We start from the raw sequence: 15890 nt of genomic DNA on the forward strand, positions 1-15890 counted from the left end.
TTCTGACAGACCGCCAGAACCGTTGGGCTATTGCTACGGGGCTACTACCAAAGCTGCTGAACGGGAAATACGCCCCAATGAAACGAAACAGATCCGCTGGGTAAACGACTACGACTACGAGTGAGCAAGGTTTTGACGACTATCTAAAGACGTTAGAAAAGGCCAGACATTCCACCTTACGGGAAACACTCAAGCAAACCCTCATGCTAAAACCGGCCCCTGACTTTACCCTCATGAATACGGAGGGAAACAAGGTAACACTAAGCCGACTCAAAGGGAAAGTCGTCATACTGGATTTTTGGGCGACCTGGTGTGGCCCCTGTATTCGATTGTTTCCGGCCATGCAAATCGCCAGGGAACGATACCGGAATAATTCGGAGTCCCCTGGTTTCGCCATTTTTGGCCCAATATGCCCGTTTTTATGGAAAAAGGTGCTAAATTTGACGGAAAAGAGTCACGCTGTCCAACGACAATATTTTGCCGCCGAGGAAAGCCGTATCTGCAAGCTCGTTCCGAACCGAACCGGAAGCGTTTGGAACCATGCCGGATAGGAACAATGTCCCTGTCTGGCCAGTCCGTCAATCACGCATCATCTTACTTGTAGGTCGCCGAAAATACAAACTAGAGTAGGCATAAATAAATGAATGAATAAATGAAAATAAAATTATCTTCCTCTGTCCTCTCACTGCTGACAATGGGTATCCTGTTCATGGGTTGTAAAGGAGACGAAGGGCCGGTCGGCCCTGCCGGCGCCAAAGGGGATACCGGCGCACAGGGGGTAGCAGGGCCAAAAGGAGAACCTGGTACAGCTAATGTCATTTACAGTGAGTGGTTGCCACTGCCCGAGAAGGCGGTTGCTAGTAACCCAAATCGAAAAAACTTCGATATTCCCGCACCTAAAATTACCCAGGAGATACTGGATAAAGGGCTTGTATATGCTTATCTAAAGCATAGTGCTGGAACCGTCACCCCGTTGCCCTATGCGAATAGGTATGTATTTAGCGACGGGACAGTTTCAGGGTCTTACCTGACTACCATCATCCCGCATGTTGGAAGAATTTCACTCAATCAGGATTGGATGACGCCAGGAACGATACCTACAAATTTTGCAGACGCTACCTCGGTACAGGGGGGCTATACGCATCTCCGCTACGTGGTGGTTCCCGGAGGCATACCGGCCGGACGCCAGGCTGCAATCGACTACAGCAACTACGAAACCGTGAAGGCTACTTATCATCTGCCGGATTAAGGGGATGGTCCAGGAGTTTATTGACACAATACGCTCCTGGACCTATTTTGAACCTATCAATTCTCAAAACCGGTCGCTGAAGGTTGCTTTTTTGAAATAAGCGGCTTTAGCGCTTTTAGCGGGCAGGATGGACTGAATGGCTTCGGCGGTTTCGATCGGCAGGTCGGATTCCAGAATGCTGGCCCCGTCGGCGAAGATGTTGCGGTAGGCTTCGGCCCGCTCCGCCGGGGTTTTGAGCTTGTCGTAGCTCGGCGCGGACGAAATCATGCACATCACGCCTTTGGCGTTCAGAAGCTTGTACATCTCCTTGTTTTCGGGTTTGATGCGCGGCCCGATGTAGGCAATGAGCTGCGAAAACGGAATACCGGCTTTTTCATAGTCGGCAACTACCTGGGGCGTCAGCATATGCGCCGAGAACATCTGGTTTTTGTGTCCTTTCAGGTAATACGCGGCTTCGGCCGGGCTGTGTACCGTCAGCATCACAAACGCTTCGGCTTTATGCTTCCGGATGATGTCGGCAATCATCGGAAACGGCACGTCTTTTTTATCCAGATTCAGCACGGTTTTGCCCCGCGCCCATTCGATGGTTTCGGCCAGCGTCGGAATGCGGTGTTCGGTGACGTTGCCCTCGGGATCTTTCAGCCGCAGCTTTTTCAGTTCCTCCCAGGTATAATCCCCCACTTTTCCGGTGCCGTTGGTGGTTCGGTCGAGCGTGGCATCGTGCATCAGCACAATCACGCTGTCTTTCGTCAGTCGCGGGTCGATCTCGAAAAAAGCCGGGGTGTGTTTCAGCGTGTTTTCAAACGTCGCCAGCGAATTTTCGGGGAACCCTTTGATCATCCCGCCCCGGTGACCGCTGACAATGGGAATGTCTTTGCCCGTCCACCGAAAAAACTGATGCAGCTCTTTGGGTGATTTAAACGCCAGCACGTTCAGCGTCTGCTGGGCCTTGACGCCCGTCGTCAAAAGAATCAAAAACAGGGCTGTGATGAATCGTATCATACGCTTATCCTCCAGTTAACGGCAATTCAATTTCAGCAAACTAAACTCATTTTCTTCGTCCAGCGTAAAAACCGTAATCGTCGAATTGTCCTGCATCAACCGCCGGTAATTTTTCAGGGGCATCCCCAGTTTCCAGGCCATGTAAAACCGGTTGACGGCATTATGCGCGACCACCAGAACCGTCTGCCCGTCGTGCTTCTGCCGAATGTCCCGAAAGAAATCATCGACCCGGTTGACGACCTCCATCGCCGTCTCCCCGCAGCCACCCGCCCGCGTATCGTCGGGCGAGGCACACCAGTTGTCCCACAATTCCGGCTTTTCGGCAATAAATTCGTCCCGCGTTTTTCCTTCCCAATCACCAAAACTGGCTTCGGTCAGCCGCGCATCGGTCACCACCTCCTCCGGTTTTCCGGAAGCAATCTGCGCCGTCCGGAACGCCCGCTGGAGCGGTGACGAATAAATGGCATCAAACGAAATTCCGTTCAGCAACCGGGCCGCGCCCTGGGCCTGCTGAATTCCTTTGTCGGTCAATCCAATATCGGTGGCCCCGCAATAGCGGTTACCGTCCGCATTCCAGAACGTTTCTCCGTGTCGGAGTAAATACACTGTCAGCATTCGTTTTTCAGTCAATAAATCCTTTTTCCCGCAAGGTACCCACAAACCGTTGATAACCCAGTTCGTAGGCCCGCACCAGATCGTCGGACGGTTTTATTTCTTTTTCAACCTGCGTCATGGCCTGGGCCGCTTCCGTCAACGAACAAAAATGCGTCTGGGAAGCCGCCAGAATAGCCGCCCCCACCGCGCCCGTTACCTCCGCGCACTTAAAAACCGGGCGGTTCAGCACATTGGCGCGAATTGTCAGCCAGACATCGCTGTTGCTGGCTCCCCCCGCCGTGTACACCGCCCGCACCGTTTCACCCGACAACTGCTCAATCAGTTCATAGGCGTACCGCTCCAGGTAGGCAACGCCTTCCATATTAGCCGTAAACAAATCTACGTCCGACAACCCTTCCGGTGCAAAACCACGGGCCTGGGCCGAAATAAACGGAAACCGTTCGCCCGCCTGTCGCAGCGGATAAGCCGTATAAGGGGTCGGAATCCGTCGAGCAGCCTCCGCCGTCAGTTCCGCCAACCGGTCACGAAATCCGGCGGTTACCCAATCGGCCCCCGTGTTGCTGGCTCCGCCCGGCATCCAGTAGCCTTCGGGGTGCCGGTGGCTGTACAGGCGTCCCTGCGGATCTTTAATTTCCTGGGTCGTCACGCCCTTGACTACCAGTGTCGTACCGATGGTTGTATTCCAGTCGCCTGGCCGCACCGCCCCCGACGCTACCTGCGAGGCACAACCGTCGGTCATGCCCGCGACAACCGTAATTTCAGGCAAACCCAGCGTGTTCGCCAGTTCGGGCCGGAGTGTTCCAATCGGTTTTCCGGACGGTACCACCTCCTGCATCCATTCGCGTTTCAGGGGCAACTGCTCGAAAAGATACGCGGGCCAACCGTCATTTTTTACGTCATACCCCGATTTTAACGCATTCGTCAAATCCGTCACCCGAAAATTCCCGGACAGCTGGCCCGTGATGTAATCGGCGGCATGAATCCAGGTGTGCAGCCGGGCGGTTTTCTCCGGAAAATGCTGCGCAAACCAGACCATTTTGGAAAGGCCGCTGGAGGCATTGAAACCCGTATAGCCCTCCGGCTGAAAACGCTCAGCCACGGCTTTGCACTGTTTACCTTCCGCGGCCGACCGGTTGTCGCTGTACATCAGGGCATCGTGCAGCGGCTCGTTCTGCGCATCCAGCGGAATCACCGTACCGGAGGTTGACGTAACCGCCACCGCCTTGACCTGTTGCAGATCGATTTCGTTCCGCAATGCGGTCAGAACGGTTTTCAGACCATCCAGCGCCGACGCCCACCAGTCTGCGGGCGACTGTTCCTCGCGCGACCGTTCGGTCAGCGGAAAAACCGCTTCCTGACAGCTCCAAACCCGACCGGTTTCATCCGTCAGCACCACCCGCACGCCCTGCGTTCCCACATCAATTCCAATAAAATAAGCCGCCATTATTGCATGGTTTTAAAAACGTTCCGCGTCTTTTTCCACGCTTCGTATAACGGCCGAAACCGTTCCGGCTCCTCCGGCCGAACCTCATCTCCCGTCACCGGCGCCATCCCCAAAATGCCCAGCGCATCGTTGCACAAAAAGGCTCCGCCAACCACCGATGCCTGTTGGTAGGTATTCCGGATGCGAACGGTTTTTTGGGTCAGGTTGGCGAGATACTGGCGCAGGGTCCGGCTTTGCAAACCGCCCCCGCAGGTCCAGACGTAGCTTTCGGTATGCGGAGTCACGGCGCAGAGGCTCCGGTAATTTTCGTAGATGCTGCACGCCATATCCCAGAGCGTGGCCCGAACAAAGTCGGCCCGCGTGAGCTGGTGCGAAACCGGCGTATTGAACAGAAAACCGCCCCGGATGAGCGGAGTTTTTTCGTCGGCCAGCAAGGAGCCCAGAGCCGCTACGCAATGGGAATGGTCCGTTCCGGCCAGCTCGGTTTCAATGATTTCGTAACTTTCGTTGGGGTAAAAAATCGCTTTCAGCCGCTGGTAGTTCAGGCCGGTAACGCCCGCGTTGGTTTCCAGAATAAAGCCGGTTTCGTCAATGTGCCGGTTGGTCCAGGTCCGCTGTTGTTCATCGGTCAGGTACTGATCGACCAGCTTGATGATCGGTGTGGTAGTACCCGACACAATGACCACATCATCGACCGACGGTTGCAGGCTCCGAACCGCCAGTTGGGTATCGGCCCCGCCCACCACCACCTGCGCATCCAGTCCGATTCCCAGTTCGGCGGACATGCCCGGCAACACCGGCCCCAGCACGGTTCCGGCCGATTGCAAAGGCGGCAACAGGGCCGTATCCAGATCGAAAAAACCGCACAATTCCGCCGACCATTGCTTGGCGGCTACGTCATACAGCAGCGTTTCCGATGCCTGCGAATGTTCGTACCGGGCCGTGCCGCTGAGCTGGTACTGCACCCAATCGCTGATGCTCAGGAAAGTGGCCGTTTCACTCCAAAGCTCCTTCCTCCGCTCCCGCAGTCCGACCAGTTTAAGGGCCGAAAACAGGGAGGTGGGATACCGCCCGGCGAGCTGATACACCCGGTTTTTATCGGCTATCGAATCTTCCCACTCACGGCCCCGGTGGTCGATGTTCGGCATCCCGATCATTGACTGACCTGCCTTGCCGATGGCCACAATACCTTCCCGCTGGCTGGTGGCGGTAATAGCCCGAATCTGGACCGTTCCGCTATCGGCCAAAGCGGTTTTAGCCAGTCCGACAATCAGTTGCCAGAGGTGATCGGGTTCGAAATAAATGGATTCCGGATAGGCTTCATCCCGTTCGTAGGGCATATCCGCCCGCGCAACGCCGAGCACGGTTCCGCTGGGTTCGACCACGGCGACCCGGACGTTACCGGTGCCCACGTCGATAATTAAATAGGCATCCTGACCCATGGGCTTACGCGTTTTTGACGGTCAGCACCGACCGGTTGACCAGTTGCCGGATGGCTTTGTTGTCTTCGACGAAGAACTGGTGCAGGGCCTTGTTCATGATGTCGGCGTGGTGATCTTCCACCTCGAACGTGGCCCCGGCAATGTGCGGAGTAGCCAGCACATCATCCCGGTGAATGAGTTTGTAATCCAGCGCATCCGGCGGTTCGTGGTCGAACACATCCAGAAGGGCACCCCGGATTTTGCCGTTTTCCAGCACCTCCAGCAACGCTTCGCGGTTCACCACCACGGCCCGGGCGGTGTTTACGAAAATCGCATCCGGTTTCATCAACGACAACAACCGGTGGTCAATCAGTCCTTTGGTTTCGTCGTTCACCGGCAGGTGAATCGACACCACGTCGCTGGTTTTAAAGACGGTTTCCAGATCGGTTTTTACGTACGCCGGATCGTCGGACGTGTAGTACGGGTCGTAGTACTGAATCCGGGCCGGAAAATGCCGGAGCAGGTTCGCGATGGTCTGCCCCACCGCGCCAAAACCCACCATCCCGATGGTCTTGCCCGCAATTTCGTTGCCCTTGAACTGGAGGTACGATGTATGCGCGCCCTCTTCCCAGTTTTCGCCCTCCAGCCAGCGAATGGCCGCCAGCGTGTTGCGCATCAGCGTAACGAGGTTCGAGATAAACATTTCGGCTACGGCCTGGGCATTGCGGGCCGGGGTGTTAAACACCGGAATCCCTTTTTCGGTCGCGGTGGAAACGGCCACGTTCGAGGGCGTTCCCCGGCACACGCCGATAAACCGTAAAGTCGGGTAGGCTTCGATTACGGCAGCCGTGACCTCATCGTGTTCGGTAATGAGGGCGTCAGGCCGGGTTTCCTGAAGCAGTTCGATCAGTTCGAATTCGGTGTAGGCTCGTTCCTGGAGTTTCCAGGGACGGTAGATAATTTCACCAAACCAGTTGGTCAATTCGTCCTGCGCCGTCTGGTGGTAGGGTGCGGTGATTAAAATTCTCATGCGTAAAAAAGGGTGCCAGTATACGGTTTACTGATTGATTAAATGGTGACCGTTTGCGGCTCTGAAGCCGTTTCTTTGGGTAGGGTGATAAACCGGGTGAGGATGGCGCTGATGAAGTACAGGATGGCCAATACCCAGACCACGCCCTCGCTGCCGATGGAGCCGATGGTCAGACCGACAATGGCGGGACCGACAAAAACCGGCAGTCCGGCGCCCAGGTTCAGAATGGCCATAGCCGCTCCTTTGTCTTCTTTCACCAGCGAAGGCACCAGCGCCGACAGCGGCACATAGCCCGCCAGCAAACCGCCCCAGAGAACGCCCGAAAACAGCACCAGCGCGTAACTGCCGCCAAACCAGACGGGCGAATAATAGAACAGCAGCGTAGTAATGCCGCAGCCCACGCCCCCAAACCACATAATGGTGTTCTGCCAACCCAGCCGGTCGCCAATAAAGCCGAACAGTAGGTTAAATAGGATGTTACTGGTAAAAATCGTCCCCCAGATCTGGAGCCATTCGACCGTGCTGAAACCAAAATCGGCCAGATAAATCGGCAGGAAAACCGGAAAGGCAAACTGCGCCGTCGTGTTGATGATCCGCACAATACCGCCGATGAGCACCTTGGGTTCTTTCTGTACGATGGTCAAGCCGTTGAGGAGTTCTTTTGTCTTGTCACCCGCCCGGGCTGCCGACGGAACAAATTTGTCGCGGTTCAGGACGAGGGCGAAAAAACCGCCCAGCGCCACCCAGAAGATCGACGACCAGAGAGTATTCTGGTAACCCAGTCGCTCGATGGCCCAGCTCGAATAATACGCCCCGAAGACGTTCAGTCCACCGGTGAACACAAACCAGAACCAGCCCACGGCCCGGCCCAGTTTATCCTGGGGAGTACGGTAGGTGATCCAGACCAGAAACGAGTACGCAAACAACGGATAGCCAAACCCGCGAACGGCGTAGGTCAGCAGCATGACCGGAAAATCCAGTTGGGCCATGCCAAAACCGACAAAACCGACCGTGCCGATGATGTACAGCAGCAGCCCGGCCAGCATGGCCTTCCGGGGACCGTAGCCTTCGGCCAGAACGCCCGAAAACCAGGATGAAATGGCGATGGTGATGCCGTAGACCGTAAACAGCGAAGCCGATTGCTGAATGCTCATGCCGTGTTCGAGCAGGTACGGACTCAGCCAGCCCTGTTCAACACCATCGCCCATCATGAAGATAATGATGCCCAGGTAGCCCCAGGCCAATGGTTTGGGTAAACCGGCTTTTTCAAAAAGTGACGGAGAACTCATGATGACAGTAAGGATTTAGGAATAGGTCAAGCCGATTTGCACTTAAATCAGATTAACTTGTATGCAAACAAACAAATAAAATTAAATTAAACAAAATGAAATATAATTTAACTTTACGAAACCAAATTGTAACATTATGTAATCCCAAAAGCCGGTTTTTTTAGCGCAGGGCGCCCGGCCCCCATTGGCGTTCAGCCGAATTCTCCTTATCCTTGATCCGAACGTTTCAGGCCATGATGACCATTACCGAAAGGCACCAGTTTATTTTACAGCAACTCAAGGAAAGCGGCACCGTTTCCATTCAGGAGCTCAGCGACCGGATGGAAGTGTCGGGCGTAACCATTCGGAAGGATTTGAAACTGCTGGAAGATAAAAGCCTGCTGTTCCGGACGCGCGGGGGTGGCTCCATCACGAATCCGTACGCGTTTGAAAAACCGATCGACGAAAAGGCCCTGATTCGGGCGGACGAAAAACAGAAGATTGCTAAAACCGCCCTGACGCTCATCGGCCAGAACGACTCCATTCTGATCAGTTCGGGCACCACGGTCTTTGAACTGGCGCGTATCCTCCACCCCACCCAGCGGCTGACGGTTATCACCCCGGCGGTGAAAGTTGCCGCCGAACTCAGCAACCGGCCGAACGTGGAGGTCTGGCAGCTCGGCGGACTCATTCGCCCGAACTCGTCATCGGCGGTGGGGGCGTATGCCGAACAGATGCTCGATAACCTGTCGTGCGGGCTGTTGTTTGTAGGCGTCGATGGGGTCGATTTTGAGTTCGGCCTGTCGATCAGCAACCTGACCGAAACCAGTCTGAACCAGAAAATGATCGATACCGCCCAGACCGTGGTGGTGCTGGCCGACAGTTCAAAATTTGGCAAACGAGGCATTGGCAAGATCGGCTCGCTCTACCAGATTCATTACCTGATCACGGATACGGGCGTACCGGACGAAACCGTGCGGCAACTGGAAGAACGCGGGGTGAAGGTGTTGATTGCGGGGTAAAAACCGGAAAGTCCGTCTGCCCGGTTTGCGCCTTTACTTTAGCTCCTCAAGCCAGACCATATGGCTCCGAAAAAGCTGTATTTTTTTATTCTGTTCCATTTTTTTCAAAAGCCTTGATACTACTTCCCTGGAGGTATTGAGGTCATTGGCGATCTCCATGTGGGTCATTGGCAGCTTTTGGCTCCCCCTTTCTCTGACCTGATTTTTCAGGTAGAATTCAAGCCGCTCGTCCATGGATTTAAATACAATACTGTCCAGTACCGTCAGGAGTTCTTCAAATCGCGACCGGTAGTTTTCAATGACAAAATAGTACCAGGTTTTGTGCTGCTGCATCAAACTATCCATGAGTTGGATAGGCACCAGGATGGCGATCGTATCCTCCATTGCCTTCGCCATGATCTCGCTGGTCTGTTGCCGGGTATTGCAGATCATGGAGAGCGCGCACGCATTTCCAGCGCCTAGGGTATAGATATACGCTTCTTCTCCATCATCGCCTTCCCGATACAGTTTCACTTTCCCACTCGCGATTAGCAGGGTATACTTGAAATATTGCCCCGTGCGCATGATCACCGCGCCGGCAGGGATAAACTTCAGGGTGGACTCCCTGATTAGCTTTCCTTTCAATTCGGGCTCAAACGACGGAAAAACCGTATCAAGATAATAAGAGATTTCGTGCTGCATGTCGCTCATTTTGCTGTTTTCAAAGGTAAGGTCAACTACCCGTTCATGAATGTGACATTTGTCACTGACTACGACGACCAGGGTTTCCAACTTTGTACCATAAAACACAAAAAATGGAAACACTTGCTTACATAGCTTCAATGCTGATCGGCATCTCACTTGGCCTGATTGGCGGTGGCGGCTCTATTCTGACGGTTCCGGTCTTGGTCTACCTGTTTGGTATCAGTCCGCTGATGTCCACCTCCTATTCACTCTTTATTGTTGGGTCCACAAGCCTGGTTGGCGCCTACGCCAATTTCCAGAAAGGTCTGGTCAGAACCCGAACCGCCATCCTGTTCGGACTCAGTTCCATATCAACGGTATACCTCACCAGGAAGTTTCTGCTCCCGCTCATTCCGGAACACCTCTTTCAGATCGGGGGGATTAGCGTCACGGTGCCCCTGCTCACTATGGTCCTTTTTGCCATCCTGATGATCGCGGCCTCCGTTGGCATGATCCGGAGTAAGGAAAGGGAACCCGGATGCCTGGAATGTAATTTAAAGGGAAATGTGATCAAGCTGTTGCTGAGTGGAATCGGTATCGGTTTCACGACGGGCCTGCTGGGAGCCGGGGGCGGTTTTCTGCTTATCCCAACGCTGGTCTTGGTACTGGGTCTGCCCATGCGGGAAGCCGTAGGCACATCCCTGCTCATTATCGCCCTCAATTCGCTGATCGGTTTTCTTGGTGATCTGGGGCGGTTTTCAATTGACTGGGTTTTCCTGTGGCAAGTGACCCTAATCGCAATGAGCGGAATCCTGATCGGCGACTGGATTAGCAAACGAGTAAAAGTGGCCCATTTAAAGAAAGGCTTTGGCTGGTTTGTTCTTGCGATGGGTATTCTCATCTTTTCCCATGAGGTATTCTTTGGGAATTGATCCCCTTCCGGGCAGGCTTCCGGTTAACTATTTTTCACTGCGTGACAAATGTCACTGACTACGGGCAAAAATCCACCGAAATTTGCATTGACCATTCAAAATTTGATTAAAATACAAAATAAGAATACCATGAAACTCGAACAGATCTATACCGGCTGTCTTGCACAAGGCGCCTACTATATTGAAAGTAACGGTGAGGCCGTTGTGATCGACCCGCTTCGCGAGGTAGCTCCTTACCTCGAACGCGCCGAAAAGAATGGGGCCACAATCAAATACGTTCTCGAAACCCACTTTCACGCTGATTTCGTCTCGGGCCACATTGATCTCGCCGAAAAGACGGGCGCTACCATTGTTTACGGCCCCACGGCCAGTCCGGATTTCAAAGCGCACATCGCAAACGATGGAGAAGTACTGCGCGTTGGAGCCATTACCTTTACGGTATTGCATACCCCGGGCCACACGATGGAAAGCACCTGCTATCTGCTCAGCGATGAAGAAGGGAAAAAGGTCGGCCTTTTTACTGGAGATACGCTTTTTATCGGGGATGTTGGCCGCCCCGACCTGGCGCAGAAGATTTCCTCAGACCTTACCCAGGAAAAGCTGGCGGGTCACCTATTTGATTCGTTACGGACGAAAATCATGCCACTGGATGACGCGATCATCGTGTATCCGGCCCACGGTTCGGGAAGCGCCTGCGGCAAGAATATGAGCAAGGAAACGACTGACAGCCTCGGCAATCAAAAACGATTTAACTATGCCTTGCGGGCAGATATGACAAAAGAGGAATTCATCAGGGAAGTGACCACGGGCCTGACGCCCCCGCCAGCGTATTTTCCGGAAAACGTACTGATGAACATCCACGGTTACGAGCGTATCGACAAGGTCATGCAACGCGGTAACCGGCCATTAAGCCCGGCTGCCTTTGAAGCAGTGGCCAACGAAACCGGCGCCCTGCTGCTGGATACCCGCCAGGCCAGTGTTTTTGCAAAAGGCTTTATTCCGAATTCGGTCAACATAGGAATCGACGGAAGCTTTGCCCCTTGGGTAGGCGCCATGATACCCGATATCAACCAGCCCATCCTGGTAATCGCCGATAACGGACGGGAAGAGGAAGTTGTAACGCGTCTGGCCCGCGTTGGCTACGACCAGTGCATTGGCTATTTACAGGGAGGCTTTGAATCGTGGATTAACGAAGGAAGAGAGTCGGACCAGATTGACACCCTCCGGACCGACGAAATCGCGGATCTCCTTCAAAACGATCCATCGATTAAAATCCTGGATGTCCGGAAAGAATCCGAGTTTCTTTCAGAGCACGTAATCGGTGCCGAAAATATACCGCTTGACGGTATCAATAACCGATTGTCCGAAATTGACCACGACAAAAAATACCTGGTTTATTGTGCCGGTGGGTATCGTTCGATGATCTTCAATTCCATGCTACGAGCAAGGGGTTTTGACAACCTGATTGATGTGCAGGGCGGTTTCAAAGCCATTAAAGAGAAGGCGGCCCTGCCAATCAGCCACTATATATGTCCAACTACAATCGTATAAAAACAAAATCCATGGGAATCATTTCAGCGTTATTTACCCGTAAAAGCACAAATTTCAAGGCCCTTGTCGATGCGGGAGCGGTTATTGTCGATGTCCGCAGTCCACAGGAATATGCATCCGGACACATTGCCGGGAGCAGAAACATTCCGCTGGACACCATTGCATCCAACGCCGATAGACTCCTCAAAGAAGGCCGGACGATCATTACCTGCTGCCGGAGCGGGGCCAGAAGCGGAATGGCACAGTCCATCCTAAAATCCAAAGGAATCGAAGCCTACAACGGCGGAGCCTGGAATTCACTCGATATAAACCTAAAATAAACAAAGATATGCTGGAATTGATCAAGCAGCCGTGGCCCTGGTACGTAGCCGGGCCGCTCATTGGCCTGATGGTACCAACCCTTTTGATCCTGGGTAACAAATCCTTCGGGATTTCTTCCTCGCTGCGTCACCTGTGCGCCGTCTGCGTGCCGTCCAAAATCCCTTTCTTCCACTATGACTGGCGAAAGGAAGCCTGGAACCTGTTCTTTGTCGCGGGCATAGTTTTGGGCGGTGTACTTGCCGTTCATTATCTGTACGAGGCTTCCCCCCTCACAATCCACCCCGACCTGGCGGCCGAACTCAGCGGATATGGTATAACCAACCTTTCCTCGATGGTTCCCACAGAACTGGTTAATTGGGAGAGCCTGATGACCCTTCCCGGCCTGATCATGCTGGTTGGCGGTGGGTTCCTCATCGGTTTCGGTTCCCGGTATGCGGGGGGCTGTACCAGCGGCCATTCCATCATGGGGCTTTCGACACTGCAATGGCCATCACTGATCGCAACGCTATGTTTCATGATCGGCGGGTTCATTATGGCCAATTGGATCCTCCCCTTGATACTCACCCTGTAGGCAGATTTTCTGCCTGATTTCTATCAACTACCTTTTTAATTATGTCAAGTAGCAAAGAAACACTGCCCCCAACTACAGATTACGAACTCCGCGCCCTGGACACTATTTGTATCAACGAAAGTAAAACCCGGCATACGTGGTTTCATCATCTTAACTACCTGATCGCGGGCGCCCTGTTCGGCATCATCATCATAAAAGCCGAAATGATCAGCTGGTTCAGAATCCAGGAAATGTTCCGTTTCCAATCCTTTCATATGTATGGAATCATTGGAAGCGCCGTGCTAACGGGTCTGGTATCCGTCCTGCTGATCAAAACGTTCCGGATCAAAACCATTTACGGGGAGCCGATTACATTCAACAAAAAGAAATTCAACCGGGGACAGATCTACGGTGGGCTGTTATTCGGCCTGGGCTGGGGAATGATCGGAGCCTGCCCCGGCCCCTTGTTCGCCCAGATCGGTTTCGGTGCAACCGTTATGCTTGTACCTCTCCTGAGTGCCGTGGCAGGAACGTGGATTTATGGATTTTTCCGCGAAAAGCTTCCGCATTAAGCGGCATTTTAAGACCTGTCCAACGCAATCCGTTGCCTACCTCTTCCCCGAACTAAAGCAGAAACCAATCGGGCCGGTTTTTTGTCTCCGGCCCGGTTGGGTGAAATCGGGTATAAGTACGCTCTCTCGAACTGGCGAGTTGCTTCTTTCCGTCCCGGCAGTTACCAGTAGTTTCTCCGGACTTCGCTTACACGAAAACCACGCTGGTTGCTCCCAGGCAACGCCCCCGGGTCTTAATTTAACGTACCTTCATCAGCATATCCTGCGTATACAAATAGAGCGCCAGACAGGCTTCTCCCCGCAGAACCGGTTGGGAGGAATCCCGATCCTGGTACATCCATGCTGGAATAGACACGGCCTTGTTATCCGTTTTTAACGGCGCAATGATTTTCTGAAAGGCCGCCAGACTGACCGTTTCCTGCCCCGCAGCACTGGTATCAACTGACTTGTTTTTAACCAATGTCGCGACGATGTTCAGCCAGTTCTTGAAATCGGCGGCAGAAAGTGGTTCGTGCAAACAGGCTTTGTACGACGTAAAGAATCCTTTGGTTCCCCAAAACTGGGCAGCTTCGAACGCTTTATCATTCGTATCGATATCATCGAAATACGTAATCAGTTGCTTCTGCTGAATCAGATTTTTTTGCAGGATCGAAACCGGTATATTTCTCACTTCCGTCCGGTGTTTGATCGCCAGATGAGCCGCGGTTCCGGCGGCTTGACCAATTCCCATCCACAGCGGTTCCATGCGGAGTGTGGAATAAGCAACGTGTGAGGTGGAAGCCGCGACCGGAACGATAAGCCCCTGAATTTTCTCCGGAATTAAAACGCGCAAGGGGATCTGGTACGTAGGAATCGGCAAAATCCCGATGTAACCTTCAAGTACCTTTTTATCCGCCGACGGTGTTTTAGACGTGGGAAAACTATCGACCGGGTATTCGCCGGTAATGACACTATCGGTAAATACGGGGGTTCGCTGCGTCCCTTTCTGAATAGTCAAATCGTTTTCCGTCAGCGTATACAGCCCTTTCAGTCGCCGGGCTTCCCGCACATACAGCTGCCACGGAAAGTGCTCATTATCCGTAAACTCATCCAGCGGAAGATGGTACTTTCGGGCCATTTCCCGGTGTTCCGCCGAAACGTCTTCATCATTCTGGATGAAATACAGCAGCCCGATCGCCAGGGCCCGGTGGTGTTGAAATAGCTTTTCACGGTCTTTCCAGCTGGCTTCGACATAACCGGCATTTTCTTCCGGAAACGGAAAACCGAGGGGCCGGGGATTGATGTTGACATCGTATTTCCGGTTGGGAATTTCGGCGAAGGAAAATACCCGCAACATGGTATTAAAATGGGCTTTGTAATAGCCATGTCCTTCCCGAAAAACCTTGGGCCCGGCCAACCGTCCTTCGGCCAGATCCGAAAAGTATTTCAAATAATGGTTGCGATTATAGCCGGCGGGGGGCTGTTTCATGACGTAGCTATTCGCCGGATCATCCGTCAGACAGAGCCGGTAGGTATAAGCCGGGAGCTTTTTATCCCCTTTCCCCGTACTTCCCGCCAGAAAGGTATTCTCGTTGTAGTCGAAAAAAATCTCGCCGGCATGTTCCTCGTTAAATTCGCTTTTGGCCTCGCGACCGATCCGAAAAGCCGCTCCGGCCCGGGCGTATAGATCCCCTTCATACGTGGCGTCAACAAACATCCGCGCCCGCAGGGTAACGGGTTTCGCCGTAGCCCGGTTGGTAAAAACCGCGGCCGTGACGGTATTGGCTTTCAAAACCGCCTTTTCCAGTTGATGCCCCACCAAAACCGTAATGGTTCTGGCTTCCTGGATCATCTGGTTGAACACCCGTTCGGCCACCGAGGGTTCGTAGTAATACCCCTTGCGGCAGAGCGTGACATTGGGCGAATCCTTGCCGTATTTGTCCACGTAGTAGCGATAAACCCGCTCCGTGAATTCCCGGAACAGGGCCGAAACCGTTTCTTTCTTTTCAATATCGCTTTTGCCCAGGCCACTGGTCGACATCCCCCCGAGGTGGCCGTGGTATTCGGTCAGGGCCACGGTGGAACCCAGTCGGGCGGCTGCAATGGCGGCCATGATCCCGGCGGGTGTTCCACCCACCACCACAATGTCGAATGCGTTGCCGGTCTGGGACGCGTCGGGGGCGGCTTGTGGGGTCGATAAAGCAGGTAGCGCACTGCCCGAAATCAGGCTGCCGAAAGCGCCCAGTTTAATAAAATGTCGTCTATCCACGG

The 15890-nt window shown here is 53.5% G+C and carries 16 protein-coding genes; 8 read left to right on the forward strand and 8 right to left on the reverse strand.

All coding sequences use genetic code 11. From position 1 onward, the window contains the following. Window positions 1-203 precede the first annotated feature (203 nt). Window positions 204-551, forward strand: coding sequence for a peroxiredoxin family protein (locus ACFPMF_RS20715; protein ID WP_379848648.1), 348 nt, complete (start codon window positions 204-206; stop codon window positions 549-551). Between the two features lie 101 nt (window positions 552-652). Continuing rightward, a complete protein-coding gene (locus ACFPMF_RS20720) occupies window positions 653-1249 on the forward strand; it encodes a hypothetical protein (RefSeq protein ID WP_379848649.1) in 597 nt (198 codons plus the stop codon). Window positions 1250-1312: 63 nt separating this feature from the next. On the opposite strand, the gene ACFPMF_RS20725 is transcribed toward ACFPMF_RS20720, so the two are convergent. Genes ACFPMF_RS20725 through ACFPMF_RS20750 form a run of 6 tightly spaced genes read right to left on the reverse strand, consistent with a single transcriptional unit; the run spans window position 1313 to window position 8050 of the window. Then, window positions 1313-2251 (reverse strand): glycerophosphodiester phosphodiesterase family protein, encoded by a 939-nt coding sequence (locus ACFPMF_RS20725; protein ID WP_379848650.1) that lies wholly within the window; start codon window positions 2249-2251, stop codon window positions 1313-1315. Between the two features lie 15 nt (window positions 2252-2266). Continuing rightward, window positions 2267-2866, reverse strand: a complete 600-nt coding sequence (locus ACFPMF_RS20730; protein ID WP_379848651.1) for a histidine phosphatase family protein — start codon at window positions 2864-2866, stop codon at window positions 2267-2269. A 7-nt stretch (window positions 2867-2873) separates the two neighbouring features. Beyond that, window positions 2874-4310, reverse strand: coding sequence for an FGGY-family carbohydrate kinase (locus tag ACFPMF_RS20735; protein WP_379848652.1), 1437 nt, complete (start codon window positions 4308-4310; stop codon window positions 2874-2876). After that, a complete protein-coding gene (locus ACFPMF_RS20740; RefSeq protein WP_379848653.1) occupies window positions 4310-5752 on the reverse strand; it encodes an FGGY-family carbohydrate kinase in 1443 nt (480 codons plus the stop codon). Before ACFPMF_RS20740 ends, ACFPMF_RS20735 begins: the two co-directional genes overlap by 1 nt. Window positions 5753-5756: 4 nt before the next feature. Then, the gene (locus ACFPMF_RS20745) at window positions 5757-6761 is read right to left on the reverse strand and encodes a 2-hydroxyacid dehydrogenase (RefSeq protein WP_379848654.1); all 1005 of its coding nucleotides are present in this window, start codon (window positions 6759-6761) and stop codon (window positions 5757-5759) included. 38 nt (window positions 6762-6799) lie between these two features. Next, complete coding sequence (locus ACFPMF_RS20750) at window positions 6800-8050, reverse strand: MFS transporter (RefSeq protein ID WP_379848655.1); 1251 nt, start codon at window positions 8048-8050, stop codon at window positions 6800-6802. Between the two features lie 233 nt (window positions 8051-8283). Here ACFPMF_RS20750 and ACFPMF_RS20755 point away from each other — a divergent pair, with 233 nt between their 5' ends. Beyond that, entirely contained in the window at window positions 8284-9051 is a 768-nt protein-coding gene (locus ACFPMF_RS20755) for a DeoR/GlpR family DNA-binding transcription regulator (protein ID WP_379848656.1), read from the forward strand. Window positions 9052-9084: 33 nt separating this feature from the next. Here the strand turns inward: ACFPMF_RS20755 and ACFPMF_RS20760 are convergent, their stop codons facing one another. Further along, the gene (locus tag ACFPMF_RS20760) at window positions 9085-9741 is read right to left on the reverse strand and encodes a Crp/Fnr family transcriptional regulator (RefSeq protein ID WP_379848657.1); all 657 of its coding nucleotides are present in this window, start codon (window positions 9739-9741) and stop codon (window positions 9085-9087) included. A 104-nt stretch (window positions 9742-9845) separates the two neighbouring features. On the opposite strand from ACFPMF_RS20760, the gene ACFPMF_RS20765 reads away from it, so the two are divergent. From ACFPMF_RS20765 to ACFPMF_RS20785, 5 genes are all read left to right on the forward strand, one after another. After that, the gene (locus tag ACFPMF_RS20765; protein WP_379848658.1) at window positions 9846-10646 is read left to right on the forward strand and encodes a sulfite exporter TauE/SafE family protein; all 801 of its coding nucleotides are present in this window, start codon (window positions 9846-9848) and stop codon (window positions 10644-10646) included. Window positions 10647-10775: 129 nt separating this feature from the next. Next, window positions 10776-12197, forward strand: a complete 1422-nt coding sequence (locus tag ACFPMF_RS20770; protein ID WP_379848659.1) for an MBL fold metallo-hydrolase — start codon at window positions 10776-10778, stop codon at window positions 12195-12197. 11 nt (window positions 12198-12208) lie between these two features. Next, window positions 12209-12517, forward strand: coding sequence for a rhodanese-like domain-containing protein (locus ACFPMF_RS20775; RefSeq protein WP_379848660.1), 309 nt, complete (start codon window positions 12209-12211; stop codon window positions 12515-12517). 8 nt (window positions 12518-12525) lie between these two features. Further along, a complete protein-coding gene (locus ACFPMF_RS20780) occupies window positions 12526-13089 on the forward strand; it encodes a YeeE/YedE family protein (protein ID WP_379848661.1) in 564 nt (187 codons plus the stop codon). Window positions 13090-13130: 41 nt separating this feature from the next. Next, window positions 13131-13640: a DUF6691 family protein gene (locus tag ACFPMF_RS20785; RefSeq protein ID WP_379848662.1), complete on the forward strand. Its 510-nt coding sequence runs from the start codon at window positions 13131-13133 to the stop codon at window positions 13638-13640. A 238-nt stretch (window positions 13641-13878) separates the two neighbouring features. Here the strand turns inward: ACFPMF_RS20785 and ACFPMF_RS20790 are convergent, their stop codons facing one another. Further along, window positions 13879-15888, reverse strand: a complete 2010-nt coding sequence (locus tag ACFPMF_RS20790; RefSeq protein WP_379848663.1) for an FAD-dependent oxidoreductase — start codon at window positions 15886-15888, stop codon at window positions 13879-13881. Window positions 15889-15890 lie beyond the last annotated feature (2 nt).

The sequence above is a fragment of the Larkinella bovis genome (assembly GCF_042655385.1).
Taxonomy (GTDB): domain Bacteria; phylum Bacteroidota; class Bacteroidia; order Cytophagales; family Spirosomataceae; genus Larkinella; species Larkinella bovis.

Bases quoted from the DNA above. Each gene is read 5' to 3' on its own strand.
- ACFPMF_RS20715 (WP_379848648.1), top strand. From the start codon at position 204: ATGCTAAAACCGGCCCCTGACTTTACCCTCATGAATACGGAGGGAAAC.
- ACFPMF_RS20720 (WP_379848649.1), top strand. From the start codon at position 653: ATGAAAATAAAATTATCTTCCTCTGTCCTCTCACTGCTGACAATGGGT.
- ACFPMF_RS20725 (WP_379848650.1), bottom strand. From the start codon at position 2,251: ATGATACGATTCATCACAGCCCTGTTTTTGATTCTTTTGACGACGGGC.
- ACFPMF_RS20730 (WP_379848651.1), bottom strand. From the start codon at position 2,866: ATGCTGACAGTGTATTTACTCCGACACGGAGAAACGTTCTGGAATGCG.
- ACFPMF_RS20735 (WP_379848652.1), bottom strand. From the start codon at position 4,310: ATGGCGGCTTATTTTATTGGAATTGATGTGGGAACGCAGGGCGTGCGG.
- ACFPMF_RS20740 (WP_379848653.1), bottom strand. From the start codon at position 5,752: ATGGGTCAGGATGCCTATTTAATTATCGACGTGGGCACCGGTAACGTC.
- ACFPMF_RS20745 (WP_379848654.1), bottom strand. From the start codon at position 6,761: ATGAGAATTTTAATCACCGCACCCTACCACCAGACGGCGCAGGACGAA.
- ACFPMF_RS20750 (WP_379848655.1), bottom strand. From the start codon at position 8,050: ATGAGTTCTCCGTCACTTTTTGAAAAAGCCGGTTTACCCAAACCATTG.
- ACFPMF_RS20755 (WP_379848656.1), top strand. From the start codon at position 8,284: ATGATGACCATTACCGAAAGGCACCAGTTTATTTTACAGCAACTCAAG.
- ACFPMF_RS20760 (WP_379848657.1), bottom strand. From the start codon at position 9,741: ATGAGCGACATGCAGCACGAAATCTCTTATTATCTTGATACGGTTTTT.
- ACFPMF_RS20765 (WP_379848658.1), top strand. From the start codon at position 9,846: ATGGAAACACTTGCTTACATAGCTTCAATGCTGATCGGCATCTCACTT.
- ACFPMF_RS20770 (WP_379848659.1), top strand. From the start codon at position 10,776: ATGAAACTCGAACAGATCTATACCGGCTGTCTTGCACAAGGCGCCTAC.
- ACFPMF_RS20775 (WP_379848660.1), top strand. From the start codon at position 12,209: ATGGGAATCATTTCAGCGTTATTTACCCGTAAAAGCACAAATTTCAAG.
- ACFPMF_RS20780 (WP_379848661.1), top strand. From the start codon at position 12,526: ATGCTGGAATTGATCAAGCAGCCGTGGCCCTGGTACGTAGCCGGGCCG.
- ACFPMF_RS20785 (WP_379848662.1), top strand. From the start codon at position 13,131: ATGTCAAGTAGCAAAGAAACACTGCCCCCAACTACAGATTACGAACTC.